We start from the raw sequence: 15319 nt of genomic DNA on the forward strand, positions 1-15319 counted from the left end.
AATTCAGCTTACTACTTAAACTTCTCTGGTTGGAGGAAAAAACATGCGACATCCATTGGTGATGGGTAACTGGAAATTGAATGGCAGTACCCATATGGTAAACGAACTTATCACTGGCCTGCGTAAAGAATTAAGCAGTATTACCGGCTGTGACGTCGCTATCGCGCCACCAGCACTTTATCTCTCTCAGGCTAAACAAGCGCTGGCTGGCAGCCGTATTGCTCTGGGCGCACAGGATGTTGACGTTAACCTATCTGGTGCATTTACCGGTGAAACTTCCGCCACAATGTTGAAAGACATTGGCGCAGAATACATTATCATCGGCCACTCTGAACGCCGTACTTACCACCAAGAAAGTGACGAATTCATCGCGAAAAAATTCGCCATTCTTAAACAACAAGGTCTAATCCCTGTTTTGTGCATCGGCGAAACTGAACAGGAAAATGAAGCCGGCCAGACTGAAATCGTATGCGCGAGGCAAATTGATGCAGTTCTGAACACATTGGGCGCAGAAGCATTCCAAGGCGCGGTCATTGCTTACGAACCTGTTTGGGCAATTGGTACAGGCAAATCAGCAACACCGGCACAAGCTCAGGCTGTGCACAAATTCATCCGTGATCATATTGCGAAAAGAGACGAAGCAATCGCACAACAGATCATTATCCAGTACGGTGGCTCTGTGAACGCGGATAATGCCGCTGAACTATTCGCTCAGCCAGACATTGACGGCGCATTAGTTGGCGGCGCCTCTCTAAAAGCTGATGCTTTCGCTATTATTGTAAAAGCCGCAGCTGCTGCGAAAAAAGCTTAATTCATATTTCAACGATAATTGACCGCCGTATGCCTACGGCGGCTATTCATTTTCAGCGCTGAATAATCTCATCAAACACACCGCCCGTCGCAAAATGCACTTTTTGCGCTTTTCCCCAACCACCGAATACTTTATCGACAGTAAATAATTCCAACTCAGGAAAAGAAGAGCGATACTTATCGGCAACTGTTTTATCACGTGGCCGATAATAGTTTTTAGCCACTATCTCCTGTCCAACGGGAGAGTAAAGGTATTGCAGATATTCTGTTGCTAGCTCACGGCTATGACGTTTATCAACGACCTTATCAACAACAGAAACCGTCGGCTCAGCCAGAATTGAAAGGCTAGGCGTCACAATTTCGAATTTATCTTTATCAAGCGCATTAATCGCCAATAATGCCTCATTCTCCCAGGCAATTAATACATCACCGATTCCACGCTCAACAAAAGTACTAGTCGCTCCTCTTGCGCCAGAATCGAGCACTTCAACATGCTGGTAAAGGGTTTTAACAAACGCTTTCGCTTTGTCCTGATCCTGATTGTTATGAATCAACCCATAACCCCATGCGGCCAGATAATTCCAGCGTGCGCCACCTGATGTTTTTGGATTAGGCGTCACAACAGATACACCTGGACGAACCAAATCTGACCAATCTTTAATCTGTTTTGGATTACCTTTCCGCACTAAAAAAACAATAGTTGAAGTATAAGGGGCTGAATTCTCTGGCAAACGCTTGATCCATGCCTTCGCTATCCGGCCACGTTCCGCAATGGCATCCACATCATAGGCCAAAGCCAGTGTCACCACATCCGCCTCAAGGCCATTAATAACAGAAGTTGCCTGTTTACCCGAGCCACCATGAGATTGCCGGATTATCACTTTATCCCCTGTCTTCTGCTGCCAATAATCACTAAAAGCCTGATTATATTGCTGATATAACTCACGGGTTGGATCATAGGAAACATTAAGAAGTTGAAGATCTTTTGCCCATACACTGCTACTGGTAACCAACAGTAACGCCAATGCTATATGCCATCTGACTCTCACTTGAATCTCTCCCACACTGTTTTTGGCTGTTATGAAATCCAAGGCTGACAGAAAGCGTTATCACTCAGAAATAATTAAAAGCATTTATTTATATGCGATAGGAATATCTAAAGACAAATTACAGCCTCCAACGAGGCTGCAACAGATTTAGATTTGTCGGTATTGACGTGATCAATATAGCTTTTTCGCGGTTTCCAACCAATCCTGTTTAAACACACGCTTCATATTCTGCACTGCATCAATGATGTCATGATGAACAAGTTTCTCGTTCTGAATACCAACACAACGACCACCATAACCTTCCAACAATAATTGAATGGAATACGCCCCCATGCGGGAAGCCAGAATACGATCATAAGCAACCGGGGAACCACCACGCTGAACATGGCCTAAGACTGTGGCACGGGTTTCATGATGCGTCTCTTTTTCGATATGTCTCGCCAGTTCATAGACATCACAAACATGTTCGGTAATTGCAACAATGGCATGGCGTTTGCCTTTATCGATACCCGCTTTAATTTCAGCTACAAGCTCATCACAACTAAATGAGACTTCCGGCAGAACAATAAACTCACAACCACCTGCAATAGCGGCTGACAAAGTGAGATCACCACAATATCTCCCCATCACTTCAACAATGGAAATACGTTTGTGGGAAGTTGAAGTGTCACGCAGACGGTCAATGGCTTCAACCACCGTTTCCAGCGCAGTGAAATAGCCGATGGTATAGTCCGTACCCGCCACATCATTATCAATCGTGCCCGGCAGACCGATGCAAGGGAAACCCGCTTCTGTCAGTTTCTTCGCCCCAAGATAAGAACCATCACCACCAATGACGACCAATGCATCAAGACCATTTCTTCTCATATTCTCAATAGCGATGGCCCGCACCTTCTCATCTCTAAACTCAGGGAAACGAGCGGAGCCTAAGAAAGTCCCACCGCGGTTAATCATGTCGGATACGCTGAAACGGTCGAGTTTCTTCATGCGGTTTTCATACAAGCCAAGATAACCATCATAAACACCGAAAACCTCTAACCCTTCGGTTAACCCTGCACGAACCACACCACGAATAGCTGCATTCATACCTGGCGCATCACCGCCGCTCGTTAAGACACCGATTCTTTTGATCCCATTGCTCATGATGACCTCTGACTTGTAGATGTAATAATTGCAAACCCACTAACGGCGGACTCTGTACGCAATCACTTTGCCTGAGAAATCTGCCTTTTTAACCTGTTACCACTTTAATCCGTTACCACCTGGAGTACTGAAGCAATTAAGCTGAATTGATTCAACTTTCATATAATACGGTAAAAAACCAAGTCTGCATTCACATAAGTCTCTTTTTTGAGATCAAATTGGCTAAAAAGCCATTTAATTATGCTGCTATAGCTCTTAAGATCATCAATCAACCTCCGAAAAATCCTATCCTTAATATTCCCATCCACACTGGACAAGGGTTTACAGCGTTTTTTGCCAATGCAGCAAGGTTGACGTACAAAATGCGGTGCATTTTACCGCTCATTGTCTAGGGTATAAACCACATCTCCAGCTCGTTAACCAATAGCAATGACGAGCAAGATAATCTCATTATCATTCACCTCATAAATCAAGCAGTAGCCAGAAGACCGCAGTTTGATTTTATAGCGGTTAGCTCGACCACTTAGTCTTGCTGACGGCACATGAGGGTTTTCTAAACGCTCTGCCAGTTTTTTCCTTAGCTGCTCTTTAACTGGATAACCTAACTTCTTCCACTCTTTCAAAGATCGTTTTTCAAATTTCAGACTATAGGTCATCAAGGCTCACACTAACAAATTCGACATCTTTTTAAACGTTAATCCGCAATTTTGTTCAGTGCGGCATCCTCAGCCAACTCCCATCAACAACACAGAAACCAGCACTGCGGCAATCCATACCACAGTGCCGATTCAGCATAATCTTTATTCATTACGTTGGCGTCTTTCCATCAGGTATAGAAATAACGCGTCAGGTGGAAAAATACCGGTGCCGCAAAGCATAAAGAGTCGATCCTATCCAACATACCACCGTGTCCTTCAATCATTTCACCGAAATCTTTAATGCCACTATCACGTTTTATCGCTGACATACACAAACCACCAATAAAGCCCATCAGCGTAATTGCTAACGACATCAAACCTGCCTCCCACGGAGAAAATGGCGTTACCCAGTAAAGTGACATTCCTAACAAAACGGAAGCCAAGATTCCCCCAGCAAAACCTTCAACTGTTTTATTCGGGCTCAACTTAGGCACGATCGGATGTTTGCCAAACAATTTACCAAATACGTACTGCAAAACATCCGACATCTGCACCACAATCATTAAAAACAGCAATAATTCGACATTCTCCCCTTCATAACCTGGAATATCCAACATCAATAAAGCGGGCGCATGGCTAATACAAAATACAGCGACTAACATTCCCCACTGTATTTTAGCTGTCCGTTCCAGAAAGTTCGTTGTATCTCCGGCCAATGCAATACGAGCAGGTAAAAACAGGAAAACATAAACAGGAATGAAAATAGAAAACACGCCATACCACTCAATACCAACAGCAACATATTGCAATGGCATGAAAATAAAGAAACACCAGAACATCGCCTCATGGTCACTTCGTCGTGTTGGTGTCAAAGTGAAAAATTCCCGTAAAGCAAAAAATGACATACTCGCAAATAATAACACTGAACCGATTGGCCCAATAATCACCGACAACACACAAATAACACACATCCCCCACCAGCCACGGATGCGGGCATTCAAATTATCGATTGTCGCATTACTGTTATCCCTTGAATATTTGGAGGAGAGTATTGCACCAACAATACTAGCAATAATTAACGGCACGAACATACCACCCAACAACAAGAGTAATTTATTATTAAGCATAGTCATAATATTAACGCCTCCAATGCCTGACGAGCTCGCTGTAAAAAGTCAGCTTTTTCCTCTTTTGTACCTAATTTTTCCAAAGGTTGCCCAAATGTTGCCGAACAAATAACAGGAACAACAAGTGCCGAGCCTTTTGGCAAGACTCTGTTTAAATTTTCCAAATAAACAGGAATAAGCTCAACATCAGGATATTTCTTCGCTAAATAATACAGACCGCCTTTAAACTTATTAATTTGTTCCCCACTCCCTCGTGTCCCCTCTGGGAACAAAATTAAAGACTCACCTCGTTTTAATACATCCTCCATTGGCGTAAGAGTATTTCCCTTTAAACAATCCTCACCTCTACGATCAATCAACACAGCCCGAAAAACTTTATTGATAAAATATTTGCGCAGATAAGTCTTACTCCAATAATCACGGGCAGCGACAGGATGCACCCGAGAACGTAATACCCGAGGAAAACCAGCCCAAATAACCAACCCATCCAAATGACTCGAATGATTAGCATAATAAATTCGAGAAGCTACCGATGGCTTACACCCAATCCAACGAATTCTTACCCCAGTTAACAAACGGCAAAGCCCGGACAGGAAAGAACCCATACCTTTACTTACCAACGTCACTTCTTGTGATTTATTCATTACAAGCCTCCTTCTCTTGTAATTCACTCAACATGACTCTGGTTCGCCGAATACATGTCCAAAGACAACCTAATGTGATAACGACTAATACCGCCAATAAAAGATACTGGCTCCATAACTGCGGTAAAAAAGCGGCAACAATTGAACTAACAGTAATTAATGCCATCCGATGCTGTTTTGCCATTGGACCCAAGAAGCGTTGAGGCAAACCACAAGTACCTCCTAACAAGCGAATATAAGCCGTCAAAACAGCCAGTAATGCCGCAATACAGCCAAGAGAAACTGCAAATGGAAAAAGTGTTAAACCATACCCCACACCAATCAGAATAAAAGAATCAGCAATACGATCTGGAAGATCGTTAAAAACAGAACCAGCAGCCGTCTTCAATCCCCCTTCAACAGCAACCATACCATCCAATAAATTACATATTAGCCGACCTTGAATAAGCAAGGCGCCAATAATCAATAAAAATGAAGTCAACCAAAAAGACTCGACTAAAAAACACACGGCAAAACACACGCCAGCTAATACAGCAAAAACAACGCTGGCAACAGATATGCCATTTGGTGTCGCCCCTTTACATTGCAACCATTTAGCCATCTTACTGGCCCACACTGCATTGCGTGTCTTGATCGGACGCCGATCTTTTACCTCGTTACCAGACATACCCTTTCCCTTTTTGAGCACAAATGAACAATCAAATCTACTTAAGTTAAATGAAATAAGATAAACAGGATTGGTTAGAATAACAACAATAAAAAACCATCAGAAAGAATACCTCCTGACCAAATCGGCCAATTAATAGGCCAAAAAGCCCTGTCAAAGCTGGCTCGCAACAGCTTCTATTCGTCATGAAAACAGCACGACTCTCACTGCCAAGAAGAAGACTCAATAACCAGAGCACCACATCAGATCGCTTACTACAGAATTGCTCAAGGGTCTCAGATATGAATAAAGCCACCTTATACAGTTTTGAGATTAACTGTACTTATTCCATTCAATTTTCTAGCAAATAAACAAAACACACTTACTGCCTATTCCAGCAGCCATAATTATTCTTATGAACGAACAGTGAACACAGAAATGTGCAAGAAATGGTGTTTCTTATGTAGTTGTTATAGAAGGAATAAAACCCTTATCAAGACTCAGGTTAAAGAGCAGCGGATGCAAAGCCAATCTGGAACTCATGATCGTTATTCTGGCCTTTATTTTTTCGTCTTTAGCGATGGCAACAAGAAAGAGTCATCTGACAAAATTGAAACAGCAAATAAAACCCTTGCTGATTATAAAAAAGAGCCACAAAGCAACAGACAGAAAATTGATCTCAAAACTGGAGAACCAATTGGGTTAATAGAGTAACAAATCTAACCCTACATACTGGGTGGGACTATTTAAGGTATTATTCATTGATTATAAGGGGATTTTAAAATGAATTATCCACATCTCATCTACTGTATAATTGAAACCCTTAGCAAAAGCCCTTCGTATTTCGAGAGGCTTTTTATAACTCAGTTTACTGTCAGACAAAGAAATGCTCCCAGTTATCTGGCTGGAATATTCTTTAGATTCACCTCAAAGTTTTTTACTTAAAAAAGCCCGGTTATTCTTCTGGAGATGTGCAATATTCTGAGAATTTTTATATTTTCTATATCCTCATCGTAACGGTAGAGCATGATAAAAGGAAAATGAAGGACAACGAGTTTTCTATAATGCTCATCTGGGCTGTTACGAGCCTTTATACCTATGCTTGCACATGGGGTAACTTTCAGAAGTTCAGCCATTGCCGAAAATTTTGTATCAATTTTCTCAGCCAATAACAGCCAGCCTGCTCAAAGAAGTAGAGATAAATTCGCTCCCGGTTAGTTTGGGCGGTTTCCTCCCATGAAATACGTATCACTTTATCCCCTGCTCAACTTATTACGCAGTAAAGCCATCCGGCGATGACTTTCAGAATCATCAATAAAATGAGCCAAACCATTTTCACATCGGTCAATTGCTTTCTCAATTTCCGCTTCTAACCAGTGAGCATGGGTATTTTTTTGATACTCACGCTCTTCATTCGCCAACTCTTCGGCTTTTTGCCTCATTAACTTTGTTAAAGTCTGTCTGATGGCGTTTGGCAGTTTGCATAGCTAAGCGCTTGGTTTCTTCATCAATACGAAAATGAATCGTCTCCATTTTGTGTTGTCATATTAGCAAAATAGCCTGAAAAATGATAACCCGCCATATTTGGGAAGCCAGTAAAAAGCAAGCCAGAGAAAACCGATTAACCCCGTGGGGGAATAAAGATCTACAAACGACGAAAGGAGGTGATAGAGCGCAGTTTTGCGGATGCGAAGCAACATCACGGACACCGTTATACCCGTTTTCATGGGTTGCAGAAAGTGCAAATACAGTGTTTTTTGGCAGCAACAACCCGAAATACCAAGTTGTCGAGTGACATTTTTAAAAACCAAAAATGGCAAGCAAAGAACTATTCCGATATCAAAAGAGTTAGAAAAGGAAATCAAACAGAAGTCAGGGGAATTATTTGACGTTGATTACGAAAGCTTTCGTACAAAGTTAAAGTCAATAAAACCTGATTTACCAGAAGGACAAGCAACGCACGTTCTACGCCACACATTCGCGAGTCATTTTGTGATGAAAGGTGGAAACATTGTTGCACTGCAACAAATACTCGGTCATGCCAATATACAATAAACTATGGCGTATGCTCATCTGGCACCCGACTATTTGCAATCACGTTAAACCCACTGAATGGCGGCATGGAAATTTAGCAATCATAAGCAACCGTAGCACTCAAAAGTGTCCACACTTAAGAATTTCCGTGCCACTTACAGTTGCTTATAAAATTTTTATCTGGTTGATTTTAAAGTGAATTAATCTTAGCCAGATAAAAAAATCCTGCCATAAGGCGGGGAAAAGACAGGGGTGGTGTTTGTTTTTAAAACATAACATATTGTAATAAAAGGATTTATTTAATTAAGTGTCCACACCTTGACCACATCGACATAAGCCCCGATTTTTTTCGGGGCTTCAGGACATTGGTAATGCAGCCTCATTTGCTGTACACTTAATGTATTAACTATTAATACATCGGTGAAATATGAGAAAAATTACTACTGTCAGTATGGGCGAACAACTTGACAGGTTCGTACAGCATATGATTGAAAGTGGCCGTTATGGAAATGCCAGTGAAGTTATGCGTTCGGCGCTGCGTTTGCTGGAGCAACAAGAAGCTTACGATGAGATTGTACGCAAGGCGGTTATTGCTGGCTTGGAAAGTAGGGAAAGCTCGCTGACCCTACGGGATATAGCGGAACAACGGAAACACAGACATAATGTATAAGCTCACGGATCAGGCTGCTGAAGATTTTGCCGGGATTTATGATTATACACTTTTGCAATTCGGTGAAGTTCAGGCTGACCATTATACGGAGGCACTGGAAGCATTTTTTGACACACTAGCTGAAATGCCACATATAGGGAGGGAATACCCATCTGTCCCAGGTGTCATGCGGGTTGAGTTTCACCGCCACACGGTTTTCTATACTATCCGGGATACCGATATTCTGATTGCGCGTATCCTTCATCAACAGATGAATCACCCCCGTTATCTTCTTTGAGCGGACGGGGGCTACGTTGTGCTGTGCATCAAGCCTGCGTAGCTGTCTCGCCCTGCGAGCTGCCATTGCTAATCGCAATGCTTTGTTGTTTTTATTTCTGGAGAACAAACATTTTATTGCAGGAGAAGTGAAAATAACGCCCTGGCGGGGGATTAGACCGGGTTAATGAGGAAAATGGAGACATTATGATTCATAACGACACAGGCCATTAAAGCAATACCGGTTTAGAAATAAAAATACTGATGCGTGCCATATCTGTGATTTATATTTTTCATCATCAGAATTAAATAAAGGCCATGCGTAATGCAGAGAACCTGAGTCAATCACAATTCTGTGAAATCATGCAGCTCCCTCTTAGCACATTAAAAAAATTAGAGGGAGGACATAACGAACCCGGCTGGAACACACTTTCTAAATTAACTCAACACCCTAAGTTCAAAAAATATACGCTGTGGCTAATGACTGACACTACAGCACCGGAAGCTGGTCAAGTCTCGCCGGCTATCGCGCACAATGGGCCAGAGAACGAAACCTCATTCCACTCAAACCAGAAAATTGGCTAGATATTGGTTATGCGTATGCTGACGAGTTGTGGTCACAATCTGTCAGTTTCATCGAAGGGCTTACTTATGGCAATTAAGAAGCTCAATGATGGACGCTACGAAGTGGATGTAAGACCCTACGGCAGCACAGGAACAAGACTCCGTAGGAAATTTAATAGAAAAAGTGAAGCAGTTGCCTTTGAACGTTACACGCTCACACAGGCTAGCAATAGTGAACCATCCACCACAAATGATAAGACACAACTGAGTGATTTCATCAATATTTGGTGGCTATATTACGGACAAAACACAGACAATGGAGCAATAGAGAAGCGACATCTCACCAAAACAATGAGGCAGCTTAACAACCCCACAATAGGTCACCTCACAAAGAGAGTCATCATGGAACATCGGGGAAAACGGCTGGCTGATGGAATAAGCGCTAAAACTGTAAATCGAGATATGTACAGACTATCCGGTATGTTCTCGACCTTAATAAAAATTGAGGAATTTACCGGCACAAATCCTCTACAAGGATTAGAACCATTAAGCGAGAAAAATGTTGCTATGACCTATCTCACAACACCAGAGATAGAACTACTGCTTAATTCTCTAAATAAAGAGGAAAAAAAGCTGGCTTTACTTTGCCTTAGCACTGGCGCTCGCTGGGGGGAAGCGGAAAGTCTGGCGGCTCAACAGGTATCAAAAGGCCGTGTAATTTTTCTAAATACCAAAAATGGAGATCAACGCATCGTTCCCATTTCTGACAAATTAGAGAAAGAAATTCGCGGCAAAAAGAAAATGGGCAAGCTGTTCAATGTTGACTACATAAATTTCTGCAAGATCTTACATGTAGTAAAGCCCGACTTACCTAAAGGGCAAGCAACTCATGTCCTCAGACACACTTTTGCCAGCCACTTCATGATGAATGGAGGGAATATAATTGCATTACAACAGATATTAGGGCACGCCAGCATAATCCAAACAATGGTCTATGCACACCTTGCCCCGGACTATCTGCAACATGCCATTACATTAAACCCTCTTAAGGGTGGGATAGAAGTAGAATAAAGCTAGAGAGTGTGGCGAGCGTCCACCGAACGTCCACACTCAAAAACTTTCGTATACTTTCTAACCCCTTTATACTTTTTTATGTTGTTGTTTTACAAAGAAATGCGTTGTAAGTGACTGAAAAAAAAGGCCCTAAAAAGGGCCTGAAAGACAGGGATGGTGTTTGTTTTTAAAACATAACACATTGTAATAAAAGGATTTATTTAAGTAAGTGTCCACACCTTGACCACATCGACATAAGCCCCGATTTTTTTCGGGGCTTTCATCCCCCCACTATATCTTTCTAACCACAACAATATGAAACTACCCAGACAATAATTCTTTTGAACTCATTAATGAGAAATCGTTAAAAATAAAGTTATCACCCCCTACCTTGTTTATAATGAAGATGCACAGAATATAAAAAAGTGTGGGCCAGACCGTAAACTTTAACTTTGGCTGATGAAAGCTAGCCATCCTTTTCGCCAACCCCGGTTCACTATTGAACATAGTGCTGGATGAAAAACAAGCACATCGTCAATAATCTGAATTATAGGCAATAAAAATATCTATCAACTATAATTTCCCATAAGTAGCATGTTATGATAGGATATCTTTATCGAACACTAGTAACGAACTATTGACCGTTAAAATTGTTCGTTTACACTGTTAGATATCTGAGCTAACACATATACTAGGGTAGGAACTATTATTTTAGAGGGCTGATTAATTAAATGGCTATTAGATATCGCCCGCGTATCGGTGAAATATTAGAATGTGACTTTGGTTTACCGGCACAACCAGACCATTTTAATGGTCGCATCCCACCTGAGATGGTAAAAAAAAGAATGGTTGTAATCATGAATGCCCGTTTGTGTAGCAATGGTTATCTCGTTGTTCCGATTTCTTCAACTCTGAACAACGATGGTATTGCTCGTGGTTATCATGTCGAATTAGATCAATCTATTTTTCAAATAACTAATTTTTACGATCGCCGTAAACGCTGGGCGTTAGTTCATCATATGCAGATAATAAACACAAACAGACTCTTTAAATTAAGAGATAATAAACAAACATTTCAGCAATATTTGACGCGTGAAGATGTTGAAAAGATACAACGTGCAATAATCAAAATCATCGGCGCATCAAGTCTTATGAGTAAATCTGAAAGTTGACTTTTTGGATTCTATCAACTAAAGTATGATTATTCCCCATGAGGGCTTTGTTAAAAATTTCTCCCGCGAAGGGCTTAAAACCCCTCATACATGTATGAGGGGTTTTTGATTTAGTAGTCTACATCCACCTTATACGATTATGTACAGCTTGATAATTTTCCCATCAAAATAAGCTCGCCATCAACTGACAACTCATGTAGTTTACTAGCGACATCAATGAGACAACGACTAAGTGGCAAAAGTAAGAGCTGGGAAGACTGAACAAAATCTTCTTCATCTGGAAAAAGACAGAAAAATATGTCGAATGCTTCTGCAACTTCTATAACTCGCTCGATTAATTCTGCTAATTCCCGTCCAGTTATGGTACTATTTTTAATAGTCATATAAACACTTCCTCAAAGTGCTGTTTATGTGATCAGAGGGCACAGCGCTTGCCCGCGTTGTGTCCCTCGCCTGCTTTTTATTTATAAGGTGTTTTTCAACTCCTCATATGTAAAAAATTTAATAAAATTCCATGTCTGCTCATCAATCGTGATAGTCTCATTCCCAACTATCACACTGTTAATAGATTTATAAATTTTCTCAACTCTATTTTTCAAATTAATATCAGGTAATAAGTAATATACTTGGTCAAATTGCTTGTTTTGCTGCTGTTCGATGTACTGCCCTAATATTTTACGATAGTGTTCAAGGCTCTTAATTGTACGTTCAACTTTGACCGCAATTTTATTGACGGATTTAGATGTAATAATATAACCATCGAGAGCTTCGGGCTTTTTCTTTTTAGTACTATATATCGATAACCATTGATGACCCTTCGTCTCAACAACTATCCGAATCAACTGTATATCAAGTTTATGCCTAAGAACTGAGATTGTAGTCTTAGATGGATGGAATATATGAATGTCTGCAATATTATCGTTCTCATTCATGGCAAGCCCTGCCCCATGTGGTGTCAAACCGTATATGTTAATTTTGCCCGTGCCAAGATCACAGGAATATACACAAATTACACCTTCGGCTACTAGTTTCCTCAACAAAGTATAAACAGGGCTGATTGTTTTGAATTTTAACACACCTTTTAAAACATCCGCTGTAGTGAACGTTTCTGATTTGAGAAAACAAAGTACATCATTTATTTTCTTATTTTTTCTTTGATTTCTAAGCGTGTAATCATTAATCAAATTCATAATTAGGCCGTTACTCAGTCAGTAATCTAACAGTATAAACGAACAATTTTAACGGTCAATAGTTCGTTACTAGTGTTCGATAAAGATAGCCTATCATAACATGATACTTATGGGAAATTATAGTTAGCAGGTCTGAATTGCAGCCTGATTTGTGATAACGACGATCTTCGATATGAGAATCATAAATTTCTTTTAAAACAGATAGATGAGATGTATATCTACATTAGAAATAATAGGGCAATGATCCTAAATTATGGAGAAATGTACCGATACGGAGAACCTATTTCTTCCGCATTCGCTGAATCCACGATCAATGAAGTCATATCTAAGCGCATGGTGAAAAAGTAGCAAATGCAATGAAGCCAACGGAGCACTCATTATTTACTACAGACTCGAACAGAGGTATTAAATGGTGATTTAAAAGCCAAATTTGAGCTTTGATATTCGGGTATAAAATTCGGGGATGACCATAGATTTTATGCTATCTTAAGTGTACGTAATGTGGTACTTACCTGACAAACTTTTTAGTAATGTTATTAAACACTATAATATCTTTGTTAGTGTCGTTAATACTATATGATTTTTGTTAAGTAATTTTTGACAAAAAAAACATTAAGAAATGTTACATATATCGTCAACTACACCTTAATAACTGACGGTTAATTTTATGATTAACAAACGCTTAAAAGCCGCTCGTTTGCGTGCAAAGATCACGCAAGAAAAACTAGGGATTGCGGCTGGTATAGATGAAAAGTCAGCACGAGCGAGAGTATCACAGTATGAAAATGGAACTCATCAGCCAACCTTTGAAACAATGTGTGCGTTTTCCAAGGTATTAAACGTTCCTGAATGCTATTTTTATATTGTAGATGATGATTTTTCTGATGTTGTTTTGTCTATTCATCAGATTTTAGTGAATTACAAACACACTTCTAAAAATTGAATACTGTTTAAGATAGCACTGACACCCAATAATGGCGCTAACCGTACCCAGCGCCATTGTCTTGAGTTCACCCTTTTCTACCTTCCACGCGATGGCCAAATATCAGATGGATGTAACCCCAGTTCGGTAGCAATCAGATTTTCTCCTTTTGGCCACGGGCGATATAGTGCGTTACTTAATGTGGATGACGCTAATCCCGCTTTACGTGATACAGCTGAAAGATTTGTTCCCTGTTTCTTTAGAGCTGCAATAATATCTGCTGGATGCCAGTCACCAGAGATTGTTTTATTCATGATAGTCTTCCTTTCGATTCCTTTAATTTTTCTGCTAAGAATTCCTTAACACAATTCATGTTAAGAGATGCTAAACATTCCGTCAACATTCTTAAAGAAAATATATGTGACTATCGTTAATGATTTGACTTTACATGTTCATAGCTAAAATAACGTGCTCAAGTATCAAAAATATTCGTTTTTGGTAACTAATCTTCATGCCACTTCACCTTGCCAAAAAATTTATACACAAGCCATTTTTGCAAAAATAAACCAGATTAAATAAAATATATAGCAATTAAATCTTTAATTATCATACATAACAAATTAAACATTAAGACTATTGTTAAGTAAGTTTTGACAAAAAAAGTACTAAGAAGTGTTACATATATCGTCAGCTACATTTCTAATAACTGACGGTTAACTTTATGATTAACAAACGCTTAAAAGCCGCTCGTTTACGTGCAAATATCACGCAAGAAAAACTCGGAATTGCGGCTGGCATAGATGAAAAGTCAGCACGAGCGAGAGTGTCACAGTATGAAAATGGAACTCATCAGCCAACCTTTGAAACAATGTGTGCGTTCTCCAAGGTGTTAAACGTTCCTGAATGCTATTTTTATATCGTAGATGATGATTTTTCTGATGTTGTTTTGGCTATTCATCAGATTTTAGTGAACCACAGATATGTTCCTGAAAATTGAAAATAGTTTGAGACCGTCATGACATAAGCCTTCTCCTCACAGCATCTAAGTTCCCTCAGAAAAATATTCTCACATAAAAAAAGCGCCCCACGATGAATAATGGAACGCTTTTTTTAATTATTTACTCATCGACAACTATTCGATCAGAATACCAGCACAGTCTGCTGTCCACTATCAGGATGCGGCGGAACCGCTTCAATCAATGTCGGCTTGGTAACGAACCGAACAAAGGTTTCATGACTAACAAACGTTGAGCCACAATTAATATTCTGGCACTGGTTGTAACGTTCCTTAGTTTGGGGCGTGTGTTCAAAACTGCTACGGGTGTGGGCGGCATGACCGCATAAGGGGCATCTCATCATAACGCGAGTACCTCAACAAACAGGTTGCCATCGCTGAAACTGG

The 15319-nt window shown here is 40.4% G+C and carries 20 protein-coding genes and 4 pseudogenes; 12 read left to right on the top strand and 12 right to left on the bottom strand.

Annotated features, from left to right (window positions below; genetic code table 11):
• The first annotated feature begins 43 nt into the window (after positions 1 to 43).
• Positions 44 to 811: a triose-phosphate isomerase gene (gene tpiA / locus EAE92_RS05920; RefSeq protein ID WP_214067404.1), complete on the top strand. Its 768-nt coding sequence runs from the start codon at positions 44 to 46 to the stop codon at positions 809 to 811.
• A gap of 52 nt (positions 812 to 863) precedes the next feature.
• Here the strand turns inward: tpiA and EAE92_RS05925 are convergent, their stop codons facing one another.
• The 6 genes from EAE92_RS05925 to EAE92_RS05950 form a co-directional block, all read right to left on the bottom strand.
• Positions 864 to 1859: a sulfate ABC transporter substrate-binding protein gene (locus tag EAE92_RS05925; protein WP_036780148.1), complete on the bottom strand. Its 996-nt coding sequence runs from the start codon at positions 1857 to 1859 to the stop codon at positions 864 to 866.
• Between the two features lie 171 nt (positions 1860 to 2030).
• Complete coding sequence (gene pfkA, locus EAE92_RS05930; RefSeq protein WP_036814555.1) at positions 2031 to 3002, bottom strand: 6-phosphofructokinase; 972 nt, start codon at positions 3000 to 3002, stop codon at positions 2031 to 2033.
• A gap of 416 nt (positions 3003 to 3418) precedes the next feature.
• Positions 3419 to 3658, bottom strand: coding sequence for a type II toxin-antitoxin system RelE family toxin (locus tag EAE92_RS05935; RefSeq protein ID WP_214067405.1), 240 nt, complete (start codon positions 3656 to 3658; stop codon positions 3419 to 3421).
• Positions 3659 to 3828: 170 nt separating this feature from the next.
• Positions 3829 to 4773 carry a phosphatidate cytidylyltransferase gene (locus EAE92_RS05940; RefSeq protein WP_181150209.1) on the bottom strand — a complete coding sequence of 315 codons (945 nt, stop codon included), beginning with the start codon at positions 4771 to 4773 and terminating at the stop codon, positions 3829 to 3831.
• Positions 4770 to 5411, bottom strand: a complete 642-nt coding sequence (locus EAE92_RS05945) for a lysophospholipid acyltransferase family protein (protein ID WP_214067406.1) — start codon at positions 5409 to 5411, stop codon at positions 4770 to 4772. Before EAE92_RS05945 ends, EAE92_RS05940 begins: the two co-directional genes overlap by 4 nt.
• Positions 5404 to 6078: a CDP-alcohol phosphatidyltransferase family protein gene (locus EAE92_RS05950; RefSeq protein WP_214067407.1), complete on the bottom strand. Its 675-nt coding sequence runs from the start codon at positions 6076 to 6078 to the stop codon at positions 5404 to 5406. Before EAE92_RS05950 ends, EAE92_RS05945 begins: the two co-directional genes overlap by 8 nt.
• A 498-nt stretch (positions 6079 to 6576) precedes the next feature.
• On the opposite strand from EAE92_RS05950, the gene EAE92_RS05955 reads away from it, so the two are divergent.
• Positions 6577 to 6771, top strand: coding sequence for a hypothetical protein (locus EAE92_RS05955; protein WP_214067408.1), 195 nt, complete (start codon positions 6577 to 6579; stop codon positions 6769 to 6771).
• Between the two features lie 227 nt (positions 6772 to 6998).
• Here EAE92_RS05955 and EAE92_RS05960 read toward each other — a convergent pair whose 3' ends face one another.
• Complete coding sequence (locus EAE92_RS05960) at positions 6999 to 7226, bottom strand: hypothetical protein (protein ID WP_214067409.1); 228 nt, start codon at positions 7224 to 7226, stop codon at positions 6999 to 7001.
• Between the two features lie 84 nt (positions 7227 to 7310).
• Positions 7311 to 7590: pseudogene (locus EAE92_RS05965) on the bottom strand (damage-inducible protein J).
• Positions 7591 to 7621: 31 nt separating this feature from the next.
• Here EAE92_RS05965 and EAE92_RS05970 point away from each other — a divergent pair.
• From EAE92_RS05970 to EAE92_RS06000, 7 genes and pseudogenes are all read left to right on the top strand, one after another.
• Positions 7622 to 7946 (top strand): annotated as a pseudogene (locus EAE92_RS05970) (transposase); the annotation flags it as partial.
• Positions 7831 to 8189: pseudogene (locus EAE92_RS05975) on the top strand (tyrosine-type recombinase/integrase); the annotation flags it as partial. The pseudogenes EAE92_RS05970 and EAE92_RS05975, both read left to right, overlap by 116 nt.
• 329 nt (positions 8190 to 8518) lie before the next feature.
• Positions 8519 to 8761, top strand: coding sequence for a type II toxin-antitoxin system ParD family antitoxin (locus EAE92_RS05980; protein WP_214067410.1), 243 nt, complete (start codon positions 8519 to 8521; stop codon positions 8759 to 8761).
• Complete coding sequence (locus tag EAE92_RS05985; RefSeq protein ID WP_105394682.1) at positions 8754 to 9038, top strand: type II toxin-antitoxin system RelE/ParE family toxin; 285 nt, start codon at positions 8754 to 8756, stop codon at positions 9036 to 9038. The genes EAE92_RS05980 and EAE92_RS05985 overlap by 8 nt, the downstream gene beginning before the upstream one ends.
• Positions 9039 to 9334: 296 nt before the next feature.
• Positions 9335 to 9601, top strand: coding sequence for a helix-turn-helix domain-containing protein (locus EAE92_RS05990; protein ID WP_036780970.1), 267 nt, complete (start codon positions 9335 to 9337; stop codon positions 9599 to 9601).
• Between the two features lie 66 nt (positions 9602 to 9667).
• Positions 9668 to 10651, top strand: coding sequence for a phage integrase (locus tag EAE92_RS05995; protein ID WP_166304592.1), 984 nt, complete (start codon positions 9668 to 9670; stop codon positions 10649 to 10651).
• 713 nt (positions 10652 to 11364) lie between these two features.
• A complete protein-coding gene (locus tag EAE92_RS06000; protein WP_036811433.1) occupies positions 11365 to 11805 on the top strand; it encodes a type II toxin-antitoxin system PemK/MazF family toxin in 441 nt (146 codons plus the stop codon).
• 137 nt (positions 11806 to 11942) lie between these two features.
• On the opposite strand, the gene EAE92_RS06005 is transcribed toward EAE92_RS06000, so the two are convergent.
• Entirely contained in the window at positions 11943 to 12188 is a 246-nt protein-coding gene (locus EAE92_RS06005; protein ID WP_036811429.1) for a hypothetical protein, read from the bottom strand.
• Positions 12189 to 12269: 81 nt separating this feature from the next.
• Entirely contained in the window at positions 12270 to 12995 is a 726-nt protein-coding gene (mobC, locus tag EAE92_RS06010; protein WP_214067411.1) for a MobC family replication-relaxation protein, read from the bottom strand.
• Between the two features lie 135 nt (positions 12996 to 13130).
• Between mobC and EAE92_RS06015 the strand changes: the two are divergent.
• Positions 13131 to 13436: pseudogene (locus EAE92_RS06015) on the top strand (ISKra4 family transposase); the annotation flags it as partial.
• Positions 13437 to 13662: 226 nt separating this feature from the next.
• Positions 13663 to 13938 (top strand): helix-turn-helix domain-containing protein, encoded by a 276-nt coding sequence (locus EAE92_RS06020; protein ID WP_023045645.1) that lies wholly within the window; start codon positions 13663 to 13665, stop codon positions 13936 to 13938.
• Between the two features lie 77 nt (positions 13939 to 14015).
• Here EAE92_RS06020 and EAE92_RS06025 read toward each other — a convergent pair whose 3' ends face one another.
• Positions 14016 to 14231, bottom strand: coding sequence for a helix-turn-helix domain-containing protein (locus EAE92_RS06025; RefSeq protein ID WP_023045646.1), 216 nt, complete (start codon positions 14229 to 14231; stop codon positions 14016 to 14018).
• Between the two features lie 407 nt (positions 14232 to 14638).
• On the opposite strand from EAE92_RS06025, the gene EAE92_RS06030 reads away from it, so the two are divergent.
• Positions 14639 to 14914 (top strand): helix-turn-helix domain-containing protein, encoded by a 276-nt coding sequence (locus tag EAE92_RS06030; RefSeq protein ID WP_214067412.1) that lies wholly within the window; start codon positions 14639 to 14641, stop codon positions 14912 to 14914.
• A 143-nt stretch (positions 14915 to 15057) separates the two neighbouring features.
• On the opposite strand, the gene EAE92_RS06035 is transcribed toward EAE92_RS06030, so the two are convergent.
• Positions 15058 to 15276: an ogr/Delta-like zinc finger family protein gene (locus EAE92_RS06035; protein WP_023045648.1), complete on the bottom strand. Its 219-nt coding sequence runs from the start codon at positions 15274 to 15276 to the stop codon at positions 15058 to 15060.
• Positions 15277 to 15319 lie beyond the last annotated feature (43 nt).

This window comes from Photorhabdus hainanensis (genome assembly GCF_018448965.1).
GTDB lineage: Bacteria > Pseudomonadota > Gammaproteobacteria > Enterobacterales > Enterobacteriaceae > Photorhabdus > Photorhabdus akhurstii.